Source organism: Rhodopseudomonas sp. BR0M22 (assembly GCF_010907035.1).
Taxonomy (GTDB): Bacteria; Pseudomonadota; Alphaproteobacteria; order Rhizobiales; family Xanthobacteraceae; genus Rhodopseudomonas.
In genome coordinates this window covers 36,279-55,349 of sequence record NZ_QUMK01000021.1, presented here as the reverse complement: position 1 = coordinate 55,349, position 19,071 = coordinate 36,279, and the positions used below count along the sequence as shown (strand labels likewise).

General features: G+C 63.8%; 11 protein-coding genes and 2 tRNA genes. 11 read left to right on the top strand and 2 right to left on the bottom strand.

Annotation, left to right across the window (positions count from 1 at the left end; genetic code table 11):
• The first annotated feature begins 70 nt into the window (after positions 1 to 70).
• The 11 genes from DY468_RS09170 (at position 71) to DY468_RS24905 (ending at position 15,991) form a co-directional block, all read left to right on the top strand.
• The gene (locus DY468_RS09170; RefSeq protein WP_246700929.1) at positions 71 to 421 is read left to right on the top strand and encodes a MarR family transcriptional regulator; all 351 of its coding nucleotides are present in this window, start codon (positions 71 to 73) and stop codon (positions 419 to 421) included.
• Positions 422 to 608: 187 nt separating this feature from the next.
• Positions 609 to 693 (top strand) — tRNA-Leu (locus DY468_RS09165).
• A gap of 150 nt (positions 694 to 843) precedes the next feature.
• Positions 844 to 2,202, top strand: coding sequence for a trigger factor (gene tig, locus DY468_RS09160; protein WP_164604464.1), 1,359 nt, complete (start codon positions 844 to 846; stop codon positions 2,200 to 2,202).
• A gap of 176 nt (positions 2,203 to 2,378) precedes the next feature.
• Positions 2,379 to 3,347 carry a DNA-methyltransferase gene (locus tag DY468_RS09155; protein ID WP_164604462.1) on the top strand — a complete coding sequence of 323 codons (969 nt, stop codon included), beginning with the start codon at positions 2,379 to 2,381 and terminating at the stop codon, positions 3,345 to 3,347.
• A 341-nt stretch (positions 3,348 to 3,688) separates the two neighbouring features.
• On the top strand, positions 3,689 to 4,327 hold the full coding sequence (locus DY468_RS09150; protein WP_011158510.1) for an ATP-dependent Clp protease proteolytic subunit: 639 nt from the start codon (positions 3,689 to 3,691) through the stop codon (positions 4,325 to 4,327).
• A 387-nt stretch (positions 4,328 to 4,714) separates the two neighbouring features.
• Positions 4,715 to 5,989 carry an ATP-dependent Clp protease ATP-binding subunit ClpX gene (gene clpX / locus DY468_RS09145; RefSeq protein ID WP_164604460.1) on the top strand — a complete coding sequence of 425 codons (1,275 nt, stop codon included), beginning with the start codon at positions 4,715 to 4,717 and terminating at the stop codon, positions 5,987 to 5,989.
• 320 nt (positions 5,990 to 6,309) lie between these two features.
• Entirely contained in the window at positions 6,310 to 8,745 is a 2,436-nt protein-coding gene (lon, locus tag DY468_RS09140) for an endopeptidase La (protein WP_164604459.1), read from the top strand.
• A 161-nt stretch (positions 8,746 to 8,906) separates the two neighbouring features.
• Positions 8,907 to 10,505, top strand: a complete 1,599-nt coding sequence (locus DY468_RS09135; protein ID WP_164604457.1) for a class I SAM-dependent DNA methyltransferase — start codon at positions 8,907 to 8,909, stop codon at positions 10,503 to 10,505.
• The gene (locus DY468_RS09130; protein ID WP_164604454.1) at positions 10,495 to 11,802 is read left to right on the top strand and encodes a restriction endonuclease subunit S; all 1,308 of its coding nucleotides are present in this window, start codon (positions 10,495 to 10,497) and stop codon (positions 11,800 to 11,802) included. Before DY468_RS09135 ends, DY468_RS09130 begins: the two co-directional genes overlap by 11 nt.
• The gene (locus tag DY468_RS09125; RefSeq protein ID WP_164604452.1) at positions 11,799 to 12,839 is read left to right on the top strand and encodes a virulence RhuM family protein; all 1,041 of its coding nucleotides are present in this window, start codon (positions 11,799 to 11,801) and stop codon (positions 12,837 to 12,839) included. The genes DY468_RS09130 and DY468_RS09125 overlap by 4 nt, the downstream gene beginning before the upstream one ends.
• Positions 12,836 to 15,991: a type I restriction endonuclease subunit R gene (locus tag DY468_RS24905; protein WP_164604450.1), complete on the top strand. Its 3,156-nt coding sequence runs from the start codon at positions 12,836 to 12,838 to the stop codon at positions 15,989 to 15,991. The genes DY468_RS09125 and DY468_RS24905 overlap by 4 nt, the downstream gene beginning before the upstream one ends.
• 65 nt (positions 15,992 to 16,056) lie before the next feature.
• Here DY468_RS24905 and DY468_RS09115 read toward each other — a convergent pair whose 3' ends face one another.
• A complete protein-coding gene (locus tag DY468_RS09115; RefSeq protein ID WP_164604448.1) occupies positions 16,057 to 18,699 on the bottom strand; it encodes a putative bifunctional diguanylate cyclase/phosphodiesterase in 2,643 nt (880 codons plus the stop codon).
• Positions 18,700 to 18,992: 293 nt separating this feature from the next.
• Positions 18,993 to 19,069 (bottom strand) — tRNA-Val (locus DY468_RS09110).
• Positions 19,070 to 19,071 lie beyond the last annotated feature (2 nt).

Sequence of the window (19,071 nt, the reverse complement as noted above, 5' to 3'; positions counted from 1 at the left end):
TGGAGGCGATGAGATTCGGTTCGTATGAGCTGGTTTCACATTACCGACCGACGAGGTTGCCTTCTCCATCATGACGAAGACCGAAGACGCGGGCTGGATCGAACGACTTGCCCTTATTCTCGATGCGTTTCGCGAGATTAATCCCGACATCACCGCCAATCAGATCCTCGTGCTGCTGCAGATCGGCGGGACCCCCGGGATCACCCAGCGCGAGCTCGCCGATCGCACCGGTCTGAAGGATGGCACCATCTCGCGGATCTGCGCCTTGATGTCGGAGCGCGGCCACCAGGACCGGCCCGGCCTGTCGATCATCGAGATTCGGCCCGTCCCCGGGGATTTCCGCTCGCGAGGCCAGTATCTGGTCGACCGCGGCAACAAACTCTACGAGCGCGTCCGGTCACTGATGATCGCGGGCGGCTAGCTCGCCGGTCTATGCCCGGCGGGCGACGTCAGCGGCTTCTCAGTGCTGAGTTCCATGCTGACGGCTGCGGGCGTGCTACGGCTGCTGGCTTGGGCTTGCAAAAGCTGCGGGTTTCTCTTGATGCGGGCCCTATATGTCATGTTATAAGCCGCCGCCCGCGGCATCGCGGCCGGACATGATGCTCTTCGCGGGCGTGGCGGAATTGGTAGACGCGCTGGATTTAGGTTCCAGTGACGAAAGTTGTGGGGGTTCGAGTCCCTCCGCCCGCACCACGCAAGTGCTTTTGCTCATGACGAGTTTTTCGGAGGGCCGTCCGCCAGGACGGATGTCCGCCACCCCGTTGATGCAGGCCGCGAGGCCACATCGCACAGTTCGACCATTTCCGGTCCTTCGGCCGGAGCCAAGAGAAGAAGATTGACGCCATGCAGGTCAAGGAAACCGTTGCCGACGGATTGAAGCGCGAATTCCAGGTCAATGTCCCGGCTGCGGACATCGACGCCAAGATCGACGAGAAGCTCGCCGATCTGAAGGACAAAGTGCGCCTCAACGGCTTTCGTCCGGGCAAGGTGCCGACCGCCCATCTGAAGCGCGTCTACGGCCGTTCGGTCGCCGCCGAGACCATCGACAAGCTGGTCCGCGACACCAATGACGGCATCTTCACCGAGCGCGGCTTCCGGCTCGCGACCGAGCCGAAGATCACCATGCCGCAGGACCAGAAGGAGATCGAGGAGATCCTCGAGGGCAAGTCCGATCTCAACTACACCGTCGCGATCGAAGTCGTGCCGGCGATCGAACTGGCCGACTTCAAGAGCTTCTCGGTCGAGAAGCCGGTGGTCGAGGTCGGCGAATCGGACGTCGATGAAGCGATCAAGCGGATCGCCGAATCCAACCGCGCCTACGCCGACAAGGCCGAGGGCGCCAAGGCCGAGACCGGCGACCGCGTCACCGTGTCGTTCAAGGGCACCATCGACGGCGTCGCGTTCGACGGCGGCACCGGCGAGGACATCCCGGTGGTGATCGGCTCGGCCAGCTTTATTCCGGGCTTCGAGGACCAGCTCGTCGGCATCGCCGTGGGCGAGACCCGCACCATCAAGGTGTCGTTCCCGGCCAACTACGCCAGCGAGACGCTGGCCGGTAAGCCGGCCGAGTTCGAGACCACCGCGACCAAGCTCGAGGCGCCGCAGGACGTCACCATCGACGACGAGTTCGCCAAGACCCTCGGCCTGGAATCGCTCGACAAGCTGAAGGAAGCCGCCAAGTCCCGGCTCGCCGCCGAATACGCCGGCGCGGCGCGTCTGAAGGTCAAGCGCCAGCTGCTCGACCGCCTCGACGAAGCCCACAAGTTCGATGCTCCGCCGTCGCTGATCGAGCAGGAGTTCGAAGTGATGTGGCGCTCGATCAACGCCGAGATGCAGTCGACCGGCAAGACCTTTGCGGACGAGAACACCACCGAGGACGCCGCCAAGGAAGAGTATCGCAAGATTGCCGACCGCCGCGTTCGTCTCGGCCTGGTGCTGTCGGAGATCGGCGAGAAGAACAAGATCCAGGTCACCGACGACGAAGTCAGCCGTGCGGTGATCGAGCGCGCCCGTCAGATGCCGGGCCGCGAGAAGGAAGTCTGGGACTTCTACCGCTCCAATCCGGAAGCGGTCGCGCAGCTCCGCGCCCCGATCTACGAAGACAAGGTGGTCGACTTCATCCTGGAGCTCGCCAACGTGACCGAGAAGCCGGTTACCCGCGAGGAGCTCTACAAGGACGAGGACGACAAGACCGCGGCCTGATCCGTCGTCTTCCTGTTCGATCCAGCGGCCGTCGCGACACTCGTCGCGGCGGCCGTTTCGCATCGGCGGTAGCGGCGTCGATGCCATCGGTCGACGCAGAGCGTGGAGCGCGCGAAGATGTGGCCGGCGGTATCGACGAATCGCCGGCAGAGACCACCGAGCCGCAGGGTCCATTCATGGCCGAGCCCGTCCCACACTTCTCACCGTTGAAGCGGCGCAGCGACATTCTCAGGTCCGAGGACGGTACCGGGACTGCAGACCTGGAATTGGACGTCCTTCACAATGCGGACTGTCTGGCGGCGCTGAAGAAGCTGCCGAGCAATTCGGTGCACCTGATCCTGAGCGATATTCCCTACGGCATCGGTGTCGACGACTGGGACGTGCTGCACTCCAACACCAACTCCGCCTACCTCGGCAACAGCCCGGCTCAGGAGAAGGCCGGTGCCATCTTCAAGAAGCGCGGCAAGCCGATCAACGGCTGGTCCGACGCCGACCGTGCGATCCCTCGGGAATACTACGAGTGGTGCAGCTCGTGGGCCGGCGAATGGCTGCGCGTACTGAAGCCGGGAGGAGCCGCGATCGTGTTCGCCGGCCGCCGCCTGATGCACCGTGGCATCGCCGCGCTGGAGGATGCCGGCTTCAACTACCGCGACATGCTGGCGTGGGTGCGTGACCGCGCGCCGCATCGGGCGCAGCGGCTCAGCATCGTGTTCGAGCGTCGGGGCGACGTGCAGTCGGCGGCGCTGTGGGACGGCTGGCGCGTCGGCAATCTGCGGCCGTCATTCGAGCCGATCATCTGGTGTTTCAAGCCGTACCGCATCACGATCGCCGACAACGTGCTCGAACACGGCGTCGGGGCCTACAACGAAGAGGCGTTCGTCCGGCATTTCGAGCGGCCCGACAACATCATCAGAAGCGGATTTGCTGCGGGCGAGGGCGGCCTGCACCCGACCCAGAAGCCGCTGCAACTGATGTCGGCTCTGATCGAACTCACCACCCAGCCGGGCCAGATCGTGCTCGACCCGTTTGCCGGCAGCGGCACCACCCTGCTGGCGGCCAAGCAGCTCGACCGCCGCTTCGTCGGGTTCGAGATCGATCCGCAATACGCGCAAATTGCCAACGAGCGACTACGGACGCCGGTCTGATCATTTTGTTTCCAACGCCTCGTCGTGGGGGACGGCCCTATGGGCGCGTCTTGACGTGCCGCGGAGGAGGGTACGGCGCGGTGCGTCCTATCTGTGCGGAAGCCGTTAACGATCCGGCGCGAAAGCCGCCCCGATCGGGCGGAAAGCCGATCGTCGGTTTTGCCGGCACTGGCCGAATCGGTATCAACTCACGGGTGGAAACGGGGCTCACCCTTGTCGCCGCGCAATCGGCTCATATCTGTGACCTCGCTTCACGTCCTGCATCACGGGGCGAACGCCCGCGGCGGAGCCGTTTTTGTCGCTCCCGCGAGCTGTCGCCCACGACAACCCTCAGGTGATTTATGCGCGATCCGGTGGAAACCTACATGAACCTCGTGCCGATGGTGGTCGAGCAGACCAACCGCGGCGAACGAGCCTACGACATCTTCTCGCGCCTCCTGAAAGAGCGGATCATCTTCGTGACCGGCCCGGTCGAAGACGGCATGTCGACGCTGATCGTCGCCCAGCTTCTGTTCCTCGAGGCGGAAAATCCGAAGAAGGAAATCTCGATGTACATCAACTCGCCGGGCGGGGTGGTGACGTCGGGCCTGGCGATCTACGACACCATGCAGTTCATCCGTCCGCCGGTCTCCACCCTGTGCACCGGTCAGGCCGCCTCGATGGGCTCGCTGCTGCTCGCCGCCGGCCACAAGGACATGCGGTTCTCGCTGCCGAACGCCCGCATCATGGTGCATCAGCCGTCCGGCGGCTTCCAGGGCCAGGCGACCGACATCATGCTGCACGCTCAGGAGATCCTGAACCTGAAGAAGCGGCTCAACGAGATCTACGTTCACCACACCGGCCAGACCTACAAGGCGATCGAGGATGCGCTGGAGCGCGACAAGTTCCTCACCGCCGAGATGGCGAGGGAATTCGGAATCGTCGACAAGGTGATCGAGAAGCGCCCCGAAGATCCCGCGCCGGCCCCGAAGGCGGCCTGAGCCGAGTTCTCCGAGGTCGGGATACCGACCTCGGGCTTCTCACAGGAAAGCCCCAATGTTCCGCTTTCGTGCCGGAATTCCCCGTGACAATGGCGCAACGCTGCGTTGATTTCAGCGACCAAGGGTCGCGCACACGCAGCAAATCACGCTATTGTCACGTCGGCCGGCGTTCGGCCGATTAGCGAATTCTTGATAGACGGGTGCCAGTCTGGTTGGCTGAGCCTGATCGACGAAGTGCTTGGGGGATTCGAACTCGGTCGCGGTTCGCGACCAGACTGATGCGGGGGTCTTTTCTGGTACGGATTTTGCTACCTTGAACCTCGTCAACCCGGCTCGCCTCGGGCCTGGCGATGACCGGAAGAGACCGAACGGCGGACGGAGATAGAAATGAGTAAGGTCGGCACGAGCGACTCCAAGAACACCCTGTACTGCTCGTTCTGCGGAAAGAGCCAACACGAGGTCCGCAAGCTGATCGCTGGCCCCACGGTCTTCATCTGCGATGAGTGTGTCGAACTCTGCATGGACATCATTCGCGAGGAGAACAAATCCTCGCTGGTGAAGTCGCGCGACGGCATCCCGACGCCGAAGGAAATCTGCAAGGTCCTCGACGACTACGTGATCGGTCAGGGCCATGCCAAGAAGGTGCTGTCGGTCGCCGTGCACAATCACTACAAGCGGCTGAACCACCAGACCAAGCACAACGACGTCGAGCTGGCGAAGTCGAACATCCTGCTGATCGGTCCGACCGGTTCGGGCAAGACGCTGCTGGCGCAGACGCTGGCGCGGATTCTCGACGTGCCGTTTACGATGGCGGATGCGACGACGCTGACCGAAGCCGGCTATGTCGGCGAGGACGTCGAGAACATCATCCTGAAGCTGCTGCAGGCGGCCGACTACAATGTCGAGCGGGCGCAGCGCGGCATCGTGTACATCGACGAAATCGACAAGATCAGCCGCAAGTCGGACAATCCTTCGATCACCCGCGATGTTTCGGGCGAGGGCGTCCAGCAGGCGCTGCTCAAGATCATGGAAGGCACCGTCGCCTCCGTGCCGCCGCAGGGCGGGCGGAAGCATCCGCAGCAGGAATTCCTGCAGGTCGACACCACCAACATCCTGTTCATCTGCGGTGGTGCGTTCGCTGGCCTCGAGAAGATCATCTCGTCGCGCGGCCGGACCACTTCGATCGGCTTCGCCGCGCAGGTGCTGGCGCCGGAAGATCGCCGCACCGGTGAAATCTTCCGCCACGTCGAGCCCGAGGATCTGCTCAAGTACGGTCTGATCCCGGAATTCGTCGGCCGTCTGCCGGTGGTCGCCACGCTGGAAGACCTCGACGAGAACTCGCTGAAGAAGATCCTGACCGATCCGAAGAACGCGCTGGTCAAGCAGTACCAGCGCCTGTTCGAAATGGAGAACGTCGAGCTCACCTTCGCCGACGAGGCGCTCGGCGCGGTTGCCCGCAAGGCGATCGAGCGCAAGACCGGCGCACGCGGCCTGCGATCGATCCTGGAGAGCATCCTGCTCGAGACCATGTTCGATCTGCCCGGCCTCGAAGGCGTCGAGGAAGTGGTGATCTCGCGCGAAGTGGTCGAGGGCACCGCACGGCCGCTCTACATCTACGCTGACCGCACCGACCGTGCGGCCGAGAGCAGCGCCAGCGCTTGATGCGCCGCGCCGAAGCAGTGGCCTGAGGGCCGCCGCTGGCAACGATCAGGACGGGCCGCCGCACACGTGTCGCGGCCCGCCTCCGTGCATCAACATCCTGTGCGAAAGCCGACAAATCGTTGCGTTTTCCACGACTTGACACCCCACTATCGGATAGCCACCTAATCGTTCGGCGATGACAAGCGTTTTCAGGATTCGCCGCAATCATTCCGGAGACCGAGGCCGCGATTGGCCGGAGAAGACCGGACACCTCCGCACCTCGTGACGGCAGCGCCGATGGCGGGCCGAGGGCGAGGGGGCAAAACGAAAGGAACGGGGCCATGACCGCCACCAAACCCAGGCCATCGATCACCTACGGCGAAAGCCACTCCTATCCGGTTCTTCCGCTGCGCGACATCGTCGTGTTCCCGCACATGATCGTGCCGTTGTTCGTCGGCCGCGAGAAGTCGATCCGCGCCCTCGAAGAGGTGATGAAGAACGACGCGCTGATCATGCTGGCGACGCAGAAAAACGCGTCCGATGATGATCCGGCGCCCGATGCGATCTATGAGATCGGCACGCTCGCCAGCGTTCTGCAGCTCCTGAAATTGCCCGACGGCACCGTCAAGGTGCTGGTCGAAGGCCTCGCGCGCGCCAAGGTCGACAAGTACACCGACCGCGCCGATTACTACGAGGCCACCGCCGCCGCGCTCGAAGACAGCGACGCCAATTCGGTGGAAGCCGAGGCGCTGTCGCGCTCGGTGGTGTCCGACTTCGAGAGCTACGTGAAGCTCAACAAGAAGATCTCGGCCGAAGTCGTCGGCGTGGTGCAGTCGATCACCGACTTCGCCAAGCTCGCCGACACCGTCGCCTCGCATCTCGCCGTCAAGATCGCCGATCGCCAGGGCATCCTGGAGACGCTGTCGGTGACGCAGCGTCTGGAGAAGGTGCTCGGCCTGATGGAGAGCGAGATCTCCGTCCTGCAGGTCGAAAAGCGCATCCGCAGCCGCGTCAAGCGGCAGATGGAGAAGACCCAGCGCGAGTACTATCTCAACGAGCAGATGAAGGCGATCCAGAAGGAGCTCGGCGACGAAGACGGCCGGGACGAACTCGCCGAACTCGAAGAGAAGATCGCCAAGACCAAGCTGACCAAGGAAGCGCGCGACAAGGCGCAGCACGAGCTGAAGAAGCTGCGCCAGATGTCGCCGATGTCCGCGGAAGCGACCGTCGTGCGCAACTATCTCGACTGGCTGCTGTCGATCCCGTGGAACAAGAAGTCCAAGGTGAAGAAGGATCTCGAGGCGGCGCAGGCCGTGCTCGACTCCGATCACTACGGGCTGGAGAAGGTCAAGGAGCGGATCGTCGAGTATCTGGCGGTGCAGTCGCGCGCCAACAAGCTGAGCGGCCCGATCCTGTGCCTCGTCGGTCCGCCCGGCGTCGGCAAGACCTCGCTCGGCAAGTCGATCGCCAAGGCGACCGGACGCGAGTTCGTGCGCGTGTCGCTCGGCGGCGTGCGTGACGAGGCCGAGATCCGCGGTCACCGCCGCACCTACATCGGCTCGATGCCCGGCAAGATCATCCAGTCGATGCGGAAGGCGAAGACCTCGAATCCGCTGTTCCTGCTGGACGAGATCGACAAGATGGGCGCCGACTTCCGCGGCGATCCGTCCTCGGCGCTGCTCGAGGTGCTCGACCCCGAGCAGAACGGCACCTTCAACGACCACTATCTCGAGGTGGACTACGATCTGTCCAACGTGATGTTCATCACCACGGCGAACACCCTGAACATTCCGGGGCCGCTGATGGACCGCATGGAGATCATCCGGATCGCCGGCTACACCGAGACCGAGAAGGTCGAGATCGCGCGCAAGCACCTGATTCCGCAGGCGCTGACCAAGCACGGCCTCGACTCCAAGGAATGGTCGATCGACGACGCGGCATTGCTGCTCGTGATCCGCCGCTACACCCGCGAAGCGGGCGTGCGTAATCTCGAGCGCGAAATCTCCACACTCGCCCGCAAGGTGGTGAAGGAGCTGATGCTGTCGAAGAAGAAGTCGGTGCACATCGACGAGAAGCAGATCGAAGAATATCTCGGCGTGCCGAAATTCCGGTTCGGCGAGATCGAGAAGGACGATCAGGTCGGTGTGGTGACGGGTCTGGCGTGGACCGACGTCGGCGGTGAGCTGCTGACGATCGAAAGCGTGATGATGCCGGGCAAGGGCCGGATGACGGTCACCGGCAACCTGCGCGACGTCATGAAGGAATCGATCCAGGCGGCGGCGTCCTACGTCCGCAGCCGGGCGATCACATTCGGCATCGAGCCGCCGTTCTTCGAGAAGCGTGACATCCACGTTCACGTGCCGGAGGGGGCGACCCCGAAGGACGGCCCGTCGGCCGGCGTGGCGATGGCCACCACCATCGTCTCGGTCCTGACCGGCATCCCGATCCGCCGTGACATCGCCATGACCGGCGAAATCACGCTGCGCGGCCGGGTGCTGCCGATCGGCGGCCTCAAGGAGAAGCTGCTCGCCGCGGCTCGCGGCGGCATCAAGACGGTGCTGATCCCCGAGGACAACGCCAAGGATCTCACCGAGATCTCTGACGCGATCAAGGGCGGTCTCAACATCATCCCGGTCGCCCGGATGGACGAGGTGATCGCCAACGCGCTGACCCGCGCGCCGGTGCCGATCGTCTGGGAAGAGGACACCAAGATGCCCGGCACCCCGGACAGCGCGGAAGCCTCCGACGAAGCCGGCGGCGGCCTGACCGCCCACTAGCGGCGAGCGACACCCAACGAACTCAGCGGCGCCCGAAAGGGCGCCGTTTGCGTTTTGCGGCCGCCTGTCGATGCGATTGGTGTTCATCAAAAGGGGACTGCAGAATAGCGCCGCAATGTCGTAAACAGGGCGCACACGTTACACGCGAGTCGAACGAGAAAATGTCGAGAAGTCCGGGGAAGCGTAAGAAGGCGGAAACCAGCCAGACCAATTCCAGCAACGAAAATGGAGCCTTCGAGGCCAAGCTGTGGGCCGCAGCCGACGCGCTGCGCAACAACATGGATGCGGCCGAGTACAAGCATGTCGTGCTCGGGCTGATCTTCCTGAAATACATCTCCGACGCGTTCGAGGCCAAGCATGCCGAACTGGAAGCCGAGCGCACGCAGGGCGCCGATCCGGAGGACCCGGACGAGTATCGCGCGGCAAATATCTTCTGGGTGCCGCCGGAGGCGCGCTGGGGCTACCTGAAGGCGATGGCGCCGCAGCCGACCATCGGCAAGCTGGTCGACGACGCCATGGAGGCGATCGAGCGCGACAACGTCTCGCTCAAGGGCGTGCTGCCCAAGGATTACGCCAGGCCTGGTCTGGACAAGCAGCGGCTCGGCCAGATCATCAATCTCGTCAGCGACATCGCGCTCGGCGCGCCGGCGGACCGCGCCAAGGACACGCTCGGCCGGGTCTACGAGTATTTCTTGTCGCGCTTCGCCAGCGCCGAGGGCAAGAGCGGCGGCCAATTCTACACGCCGTCCCACGTCGTCCGGGTGCTGGTCGAGATGCTCGCGCCTTACAAGGGCCGGGTCTACGATCCGTGCTGCGGCTCCGGCGGCATGTTCGTGCAGAGCGAGAATTTCATCCACGCTCATGCGAGCGGCAACGGCAATGGCGGCAAGGCCAAGAACGACATCTCGATCTGGGGCCAGGAGTCGAACTACACCACCTGGCGGCTCGCCAAGATGAATCTGGCGATCCGCGGCATCGACGCCCGGATCGCCCACGGCGACACCTTCCACAATGACGGTCATCCCGACCTGAAGGCCGACTACGTGCTGGCCAATCCGCCGTTCAACGATTCCGACTGGCGCGGCGATCTCTTGAAGGACGACCAACGCTGGGTGTACGGCACGCCGCCGGCCGGCAACGCCAACTTCGCCTGGGTGCAGCATTTCATCCATCACCTCGGCCCGACCGGGCAGGCCGGCTTCGTGCTCGCCAACGGCTCGATGTCGTCGAACCAGTCCGGCGAGGGCGAGATCCGCAAGGCGATCGTCGAGGCCGATCTGGTCGACTGCATGGTGGCGCTGCCGGGCCAATTGTTCTACTCGACGCAGATCCCGGTCTGCCTGTGGTTTCTGGCGCGCACCAAGTCCTACGGCCGCTTCCGCGACCGCCGCGGCGAGACGCTGTTCATCGACGCGCGCAAGCTCGGTACGCTGACCGATCGCGTCCATCGCGCGCTGACCGACGCTGACATCGCCAAGATCGCTGGCACCTACCACGCCTGGCGCGGCGACAGGGACGCCGGCGCTTACGAAGACGTGCCCGGCTTCTGCAAGGCGGCCAAGCTCGATGATATCAAGCAGCACGGCTACGCGCTGACGCCTGGCCGCTACGTCGGCGCTGCGGCGGCCGAAGAGGACGACGAGCCGTTCGCCGACAAGATGGCTCGGCTGGCGAAGACGTTGCGCGCGCAGCAGGAGGAGGGCGCGAAGCTGGACGCCGCGATCGCCGCCAACCTGAGGGAGCTCGGGTATGGGGGGTGATCTTGACTTCAGTCCTCTGGGCGATCTCTGTGATCCGGACAGGGGAATTACTTATGGGATTGTCAAAGTTGGCGGCTTCGTACCTGACGGAGTGCCGGTCATTAGGGGCGGAGACATCCGAAACGGCCAGATCGTTTTTGATCATGAGAAACGAGTATCGGAAGAGGTTAGTCAACAATTTCGACGTACAATTCTCAAGGGCGGCGAGATCCTTATCAATCTGATTGCAGAGCCGGGTCATACAGCCATTGTGCCTCCGAGTTTGATCGGCGCCAACGTTTCGCGGGACGTCGCGGTTGTTGCACTTAACGACGCAGTCAATCATCGTTTTGTCGACTATTGTTTGAAGTCACCGGCCGCAGTTCATTGGTTGACTTCAAGGCTTCAAGGGAGCGTGACGCAGAAGATAAACCTTGGAACGTTGCGCGATTTGCCTATCCCTATGCTGGCGCTAACCGAGCAACATTCGATCGCCGAAATCCTCGGCACGCTTGACGACAAGATCGAGCTGAACCGGCGGATGAACGAGACGCTGGAGGCGATGGCGCGGGCGCTGTTCAAATCGTGGTTCGTGGATTTCGATCCGGTGCGGGCGAAGGCGGAGGGTCGAATTTCCGGAACACCGACTGAGCTATCCGGCTTGTTTCCAGATACGCTGATTGAAGCTGAGCTTGGTCTTTCACCGCTGGGCTGGCAGATCAAACCGCTTCCTCAGGCCATCGAAGTGAATCCATCGCGATCCCTTCGTAAGGGCGACGTTGCGCCCTATCTCGATATGGCCAATATGCCGACACGAGGTCATTGTGCGGGCGACGTCATCGACCGGCCCTTCGGATCGGGGATGAGGTTCGTAAATGGCGACACCCTTGTCGCGCGAATTACACCCTGCCTTGAGAACGGAAAGACCGCATTCGTGGATTTCCTGGAGGATGATCAGGTTGGCTGGGGGTCGACCGAGTACATAGTCATGCGGCCGATGCCGCCGCTGCCCGAGGAATTCGGCTACTGCTTAGCTCGAAGTGAATCGTTTCGAGATTTTGCAATCCAGAGCATGACCGGCTCAAGTGGACGGCAACGGGTGCCTGCCGAATCGCTGTCACACTACTTGATCGCCGTTCCCGACGACGCGATCGCAGAGCAATTTGGACGCCTAGTACGCCCCATCTTCGCAAAGATTACCTCGGCGGCCCGACAGTCTCGTTCGCTGATCGCCCTCCGCGACACACTCCTGCCCAAACTGATCTCCGGCGAACTGCGCGTCAAAGCCGCGGAGAAGATCGTCGAGGCGGTGGCATGACCGACATCCCGTCCCGCGGCGAGTTGATCCTGTACCGCACCGAGGACGGGCGGAATGTGGTGCAGTTGCGGGTGGTCGACGGCACAGTGTGGTTGACCCAGGCCGAGATCGCGGCGCTGTTCGACACCACGCCGCAAAACGTCACCCAGCACCTCGGCACCATCTTCGGCGACGGCGAACTGGACGAGGCGGCAACTTGTAAGGATTTCTTACAAGTTCAGCAGGAGGGCACCCGATCGGTCCGGCGCTCTGTGAAAGCCTACAATCTCGACGCCATTCTGGCGGTCGGCTACCGGGTTCGCAGCCCGCGCGGCAGCCAGTTCCGGCGCTGGGCGACGACCGTGCTGCGCGACTATCTGGTCAAGGGATTCGTGCTCGACGATGTCCGGCTCAAGGAGCCCGGCGGCCTCGACTATTTCGACGAACTGCTGCGCCGCATCCGCGACATCCGCGCCTCGGAGAAGCGGTTCTATCAAAAACTACGCGACCTGTTCAAAGCCACCAGCGTCGACTACGACGGCACCGCCGAGACCGCCAAGGCGTTCTTCGCCACCATCCAGAACAAGTTGGTGTTCGCGGTCACCGGCCAGACCGCCGCCGAGCTGATCGTTGCCCGCGCCGATCCCGCCAAGCCGAACATGGCGCTGACCAGCTTTGGCGGCGACCGGGTGCGCAAGGCCGACGTTACGATCTCCAAGAATTACCTCGACGCCGAGGAGATCGAATCCCTCAATCGGCTCACCACGATGTTCCTCGACTTCGCCGAGGACCGCGCCTCGCGCCGGCAGGAGACCCGGATGGCCGACTGGATCGTCCAGACCGACCGCTTCCTGGCCTTCAACGAACGCGACGTCTTGCAGGGCAAGGGACGGATGTCGCACGAGCAGATGAGCGAGATCGCCCACGCCCGCTTTGACACTTTCGACGCCAACCGCCGCGCCGTCGAGGCGGCCGAAGCGGAGCAGGAGGAGGCCGAGGATTTGGCCAGGCTCGAAGCTGAGGCGAAGCTGCTGACCCCGAGGAAGCCCGAGCCGTGAGTAGCTTCACCGAATCCGTCGTCGAGGAGGCAGCGCTCGAATGGTTCGGTGGCCTCGGCTATGCCGTGCTGCATGGGCCGGAGATCGGCGCCGGTGAGCCGGCGGCCGAGCGTGACGGCTCCGGCTGCCGCGACGTGGTGCTGCAGGGGCGGCTGCGGGCGGCGCTGGCGCGGCTCAATCCTGAGCTGCCGGCCGAGGCACTGGAGGAGGCGCATCGCAAATTGATGCGGCTCGATGCTCCGACGCTGATCGAGCGCAACCGCGCCGTCCATCGCCTGCTGGTCGACGGCGTCACGGTCGAGTTTCGTCGGCCCGACGGTTCGATCGGTGGGGCGCAGGCGCGGGTGATCGATTTCGACCAGCCGGCGCAGAACGATTGGCTCGCGGTCAATCAGTTCACGGTCGCCGAAGGACAGCATCAGCGCCGGCCGGACGTGGTGGTGTTCGTCAACGGCCTGGCACTGGGGGTGATCGAGCTGAAGAACGCCGCCGACGCAGACGCCGACATCTGGGCGGCGTATCGCCAATTGCAGACCTATCAGGCGCAGATCCCGGCGCTGTTCGCCGCCAATGCCGTGCTGGTCGCCTCCGATGGCGCGCAGGCGCGGATCGGTTCGCTCGGCGCCGGGCGGGAATGGTTCAAGCCGTGGCGCACCATCACCGGCCGCGATCAGCCGACCGGGCTCGCCGAATTGCAGGTGCTGCTGGAAGGCGTGTTCGACAAGCGGCGGTTTCTCGACCTCTTGCGCTACTTCATCGTGTTCGAGACGTTCGAGGACGGCAAGCTGGTGAAGAAGATCGCCGGCTATCACCAGTTTCATGCCGTCAACGTCGCGCTGGAGGAGACGCTGCGGGCCGCGATCCCGGCGCAGAGCTGGCACAAGGCGCAGGGCTTTGCCGAAGAGAACGGCCACTATCACGCCGGGCCGATGCCGGGCGGCGCCGAGGGCGACCGCCGCGTCGGCGTGGTGTGGCACACCCAAGGCTCCGGCAAGAGCCTGACGATGGCGTTCTATGCCGGCCGCGTGATCCTCGCGCCGGAGATGGAAAATCCGACCATCGTGGTGCTGACCGACCGCAACGATCTCGACGAGCAGTTGTTCGGCACCTTCGCACGCTGCCGCGAGCTGTTGCGCCAGTTGCCGGTGCAAGCCGAGGATCGCGCCGATCTGCGCGCGAAGCTTAAGGTCGACGTTGGCGGCGTGGTGTTCACCACCATCCAAAAATTCTTTCCGGAAGAGAAGGGCGACCGTCACCCGGTGCTGTCGGAGCGTCGCAACATTGTAGTGATCGCCGACGAAGCCCACCGCAGCCAGTACGATTTCGTCGACGGCTTCGCCCGCCACATGCGCGATGCGCTGCCGCACGCCTCGTTCATCGGCTTCACCGGCACGCCGATCGAGCAGACCGACGCCAACACCCGCGCGGTGTTCGGCGACTACATCAGCGTCTACGACATCCAGCGCGCAGTGATCGACGGCGCCACGGTGCCGATCTATTACGAAAGCCGGCTCGCCAAGCTCGAACTGAAAGCCTCCGAGCGCCCGCGGATCGATCCGGATTTCGAGGAGGCGACCGAAGGCGAGGAAGTCGAGCGCAAGGAGAGGCTCAAGAGCCGCTGGGCGCAGCTCGAAGCGGTGGTCGGTTCGGAGAACCGGGTCGCGCTGGTCTCTCGCGATCTGGTCGAGCATTTCGAGGCGCGGCTGTCGTCGATGGACGGCAAGGCGATGGTGGTGGTGATGAGTCGCCGCATCGCCGTGGCGCTGTACGATGCCATCGTTCGGCTGCGGCCGGATTGGCACAGCGATGACGACGCGACCGGCGCGATGAAGATCGTGATGACTGGATCGGCGTCCGATCAGATCGACTGGCAGCCGCACATCCGCAGCAAGAAGCGGCGCGAGGATCTGGCCGAGCGGTTTCGCGACGCCAAGGACCCGTTCAAGCTGGTGATCGTCCGCGACATGTGGCTCACCGGCTTCGACGCGCCGAGCCTGTCGACGATGTATCTCGACAAGCCGATGCGCGGCCACGGCCTGATGCAGGCGATCGCGCGGGTCAACCGGGTGTTCAAGGACAAGCCGGGCGGTCTGGTGGTCGACTATCTCGGTCTCGCCGAGGAATTGCGGCAGGCGCTGGTCACCTACACCGAAGCCGGCGGCACCGGCCGCACGGCGCTGGACCAGGACGAAGCGGTCGCGGTGATGCTGGAGAAATACGAGGTCTGCCGCGGCCTGTTCCACGGTTTAGACTGGTCGTATTGGCTGAGCGGCAGTCCGGCCCAACGGATCACGCTGCTTCCGGCCGCGCAGGAGCACATCCTCGCTCAGGACAACGGCAAGGCCCGGTTGATTCAAGCGGTGGACGAATTGTCGAAGGCGTTTGCGCTCGCGGTGCCCCACGCCGAAGCGATCCAGATCCGCGACGACGTCGGCTTCTTCCAGGCGGTGCGCGCCGTGCTCTCCAAGAACGAGACCGGCGAGCGTAAGAGCAGCGAGGACATCGACCACGCCATCCGCCAGATCGTGTCGCGGGCGATGGTGTCGGACAAGGTCGTCGACATCTTCGCCGCCGCCGGCCTGAAGAAGCCGGACATCTCGATTCTGTCCGACGAGTTCCTGGCCGACGTGCGGGCCATGCCGCAGCGGAATCTCGCGGTCGAGCTGCTGCAGAAGCTGCTGAAAGGCGAGATCAAAACCCGCTCACGCCGCAATCTGGTGCAGGCGCGGACGTTCTCCGAAATGCTGGAGCAGGCGCTGCGGCGATACCAAAATCGGGCGATCGAGACCGCCAAGGTTATCGAGGAACTGATTCAGCTCGCCAAACACATGCGCCAGGCCGCATTGCGTGGCGAAGCTCTCGGCCTCACCGACGACGAAGTAGCGTTCTATGATGCGCTGGAGACCAACGATAGCGCCGTCAAAGTGATGGGCGACAGCGCCCTGCGGACGATCGCCCGCGAACTGGTCGCCACCGTCCGCGCCAATGTGACGATCGACTGGACTGTCCGCGAGAACGTTCGCGCCAATTTGCGGGTGCTGGTGAAGCGTATCCTGCGCAAATACGGCTATCCGCCGGACAAGCAGGAGCAGGCCACGCAGACGGTGCTGGAGCAGGCCGCGAGGCTCAGCGAGGATTGGGAATTCGCTTAATCTCGCCGATGCGAGCATTTGGGTAGAGTGGCCCGAAAGTGCCTGCTGATCAGATGTGCCTCGATCTACGCAGTTGCCGGCGCTCTTCGGATTCCCGTTTGCGTTTCGGTGCCGGCGATCAGGCGGGTCAGCGCGTCGGAGGGGATGGCGGGGCTGAACAGGTAGCCCTGCATCTGCTGGCAGCCGAGCTTGCGCAGCAGCTCGCGTTGTTCTGCGGTCTCGACGCCTTCGGCCAAGGTCGTCTTGTGGCCGGCGGCGGCGATCTTCGCGATCGCACGGATGATCATCGCCGATCCCGCTTCCTCGGTCAGGGTGTCGACGAAGCTCTTGTCGATCTTGATCTTGTCGATCGGGAAGCGGTGCAGATAGCTCAGCGACGAATAACCGGTGCCGAAATCGTCGAGCGCGATCTTGACGCCGAGGGCGCGGAGCTGGTTGAGGACAGCCAGCGTCGACTCGGTGTCCTGTAGCAGCAGGGCTTCGGTGATCTCCAGCTCCAACCTGTCGGCCGACAGCCCGGTCCGCGCCAGCGTGGCGGCGACCTTGAGCGGGAAGGTCGAGCGGCGGAATTGGATCGGCGATACGTTCACGGCGACCGTCATGGTCGCGGGCCAGCCGACCGCAATGGCGCAGGCCTGATCCAGCACCCATTCGCCCAGCTCTTCGATCAGTCCGATGTCCTCGGCGAGCGGAATGAACTCGGCCGGCGAGACGAAGCCGCGCACCGGATGCTTCCACCGCAGCAGTGCCTCGCAGCCGGCGACCGTGCCGGAATTCAGATCGACCAGCGGTTGGAAGTGCAGTTGGAAGTCTCGCTCGGCGACGGCGCGCTTCAGCTCGGTCGCCAGTTCGTGGCGAGCCTTGGCCTTGACGTCCATATCGGGGATGAAGAACCGATAGGTGTGGCGCCCTTCGGACTTCGCGGCGTACAGCGCAAGGTCGGCCTTGGCGATCAGTTCGTCGAGTTCGGCGCCGTGCTCCGGCGCCAGTGCGATGCCGATGCTGGCATCGAGCGAGACCTCGTCGTCGGCGCAGTCGAAGCTGTCGCGCAACGTGCGCTGCAGCTTGGAGACCAATTCGCGGACCGCGCCGGCGTCGGTCGTCACCACGGCGAACTCGTCGCCGCCGAGCCGGGCGACGTAGTCGTTCGCTCCGACGCAGCCCTGCAGCCGCTCGGCGATCGACCTCAGAAGCTGATCGCCGACCGGATGGCCGAGCGTGTCGTTGACGATCTTGAACTCGTCGATGTCGATGTAGATCAATGCCAGCCGATCGCCCGGCTCGAGCACGTCGAGCGCCTCGCCGAGATGATCGCGGAACGACGACCGGTTCGGCAGTCCGGTCAGTTCGTCGAAATGGGCGAGGTGGTGGATACGGGAGTCGGCGCGTTTGCGCTCGGTGACCTCTTCGTGGGTGGTGACCCAGCCGCCGCCCTGGATCGGCTCATTGATCACGAGGATGGTTCGGCCGTCCGCGAGCTCGACCTCGAATTTGCGCCCCGTGTCGCGGTGGTTATTGGCAAGGTACGAATAGCGGCTGATGAGCTGCGGATCATGCCCGGCCTGCACCATCAGCGCGATCAGGTCAGCGCCGGTGAGACCCGGCTTCACGGCGTCCGCGGGAAGCCGATAGATTTCGAGGTAGCGCCGGTTGTGCAGCAGCAGCCGGCCCTCGGCGTCGAACAACGACAGCCCCTGGGTCATGTTGTCGACCGCGATGCTGTAGCGTTGGCGCAGATCGGTCTGATGCCGGATGATGTTGCGGCCGAGCTGGAACAGCACCACCGCGACGGCAAGTCCGGTCGCCAGCGCGATCGACAGGATCGTCCGCAATTCGTGCCACCACGCCGCCAGCGCGCCATCCACCGATCGCGACACCACGACGACGATCGGCTGCTTGCTCAGCGCCCGCGCCGCCGCGATTCGTTCGCTGCCGTCGAACGGGCTGATGATTCGCCGCGAAGTGCTGACTCGGCTGAACAGCGGCTTGAGATCGGAATTCAGGTAGTTCTCGCCGATCGACGAGGCGAAGCGGGGCCACCGCGTCACCAGGGCACCTCCGCTGGTGAACACCGCGATCGTCGCGTCGCTGCCGAGCGCCAGCGACGACGCCAGAGTCTCGTGCCAGGCTGTGGGGATGGTGCGTGTCAGAATCCCCGAGGTCTGTTTGGTCGGACCACGAAGCCGCTTGACCAGCGCCAGCGTCCAGCCACCGAGCACCGGATCGCGCACGAATTCGACCTGCTTCTCGTCGCGCTCATCGTCGGAGATCCAGCGCTGAAAATTGTGGTCGGTGCCGATCTGAACCGGCGGCACCGGCCAGCTCCGCGACGTATTGATCAACGCGCCGTCGGAGCCGAACAGGTCGAACTCGCCGAGCTCCGCTGCCTTCAGCGACAACAGCGTGTGGCTGGTCCGCGATTTGGCCAGCGGGAAAGTGTTTTCAAGCGATGCGGCTGTCTCGCTCTGGTCGATGTTGAGAGCCTCGAAGGAGCGGTCGAATTGGCGCGAGAGCAACAGCGCGGTGTTGCGGAGTTCGCGCTCGGTATTGCGCAGCACACGCTCGCGGCTGTCCATGACCATCCAGCCGGTGACCATTGCGATCGCGGCGCCGAGCAGAACGCCGCTGACGACGATGCCGCGCACCGAGACGTTTCGCGGTCCGTGCAGCAGGCCTTCCGCTCCTGCGTCCCATCCAATTCGTCGCATTGATCACCCCGGCAGGCATCGTCAATGCGAGCTTTTTACCGGCCGGAGATGGACATCTGGTTAGTACAGATACGAGCAGCCGTTGTGGGCGACAGCTACGGTCAGGCCGATTCGGCGTTGGTTTTGGTACGTTGGCGTTCGGTTTTGCCCGCAAACGCAATCATCGGTTTTGTTTTCGGAGAAATTGCAATCAGTGGAGGCAATCTCGCTCGGAAATTGTTCACCAGCACGCACGAATGTGCGGCCGATACGGGTGCGAGGAATCGTTCGCGAATTGGCGATCTGCGGTCAAATGGTGGGCGGCGAGAGATTCGAACTCCCGACCCTCTCGGTGTAAACGAGATGCTCTAACCAGCTGAGCTAGCCGCCCGG